This is a genomic window from Prevotellamassilia timonensis, from assembly GCF_021531665.1.
Lineage (GTDB): Bacteria > Bacteroidota > Bacteroidia > Bacteroidales > Bacteroidaceae > Alloprevotella.
The window spans coordinates 1-620 of record NZ_JADYUH010000131.1; the positions used below are offsets into that span (position 1 = coordinate 1).

Consider the following 620-nt stretch of genomic DNA (forward strand, 5'->3'; position numbering starts at 1 on the left):
CTACCCCAACCCCTCCCTAAAGGGAAGGGCTTTGTTGCGGCGCTGATGCACCGCACATGGGGGTCTTTTTTGGGGGAGTCAAAGAGACGAAGAGAGGAAGAGTGGGAGAGGGGAAGGCTAGGAAAAACTATGGGAAGGGAAAGAAAAACTATGGGAAGGGAAAGAAAACTAGAGGAAGGGAAATTAAAATTTGAGGAAGGGAAAGAAAAATTTGAGGAAGGCAAAATAAAATTTGAGGAAGGGAAATTTTAACCAGGTGCGCTCCTAGTTTTTCTTAGGTGCGCTCCCAGTTTTTCTTAGGTGCGCTCCCAGTTTTTCTTAGGTGCGCTCCCAGTTTTTCCTGGGTGCGCTCCCAGTTTTTCTTAGGTGCGCTCCCAGTTTTTCCTGGGTGCGCTCCCAGCAAGAAATGTTTCCCCATTAATGCCCATGAATTGTCTCGTTAATCGAAGAGTCAAAGAGACTAAGAGTCAAAGAGAGGAAGAGACAAAGTGATAAAAAGGGGAAAAGACAAAAACCAAGAAAACCCCTTGAAGAGTATGGCGGCTGTGCCGCTGCTGTGATGCTTCCGTTTTGGTCTTATAAGAGCAAGCTCTTAACGCCCAACCGACAGCATCCCCCGT

At 47.3% G+C, this 620-nt stretch carries 1 protein-coding gene; it reads left to right on the forward strand.

Features of this window, described 5'->3' with window-relative positions:
* Window positions 1-252, forward strand: a 252-nt coding sequence (locus tag I6E40_RS10655; RefSeq protein ID WP_235387248.1) for a hypothetical protein, incomplete at its 5' end; no start/stop codon positions are given.
* Window positions 253-620 lie beyond the last annotated feature (368 nt).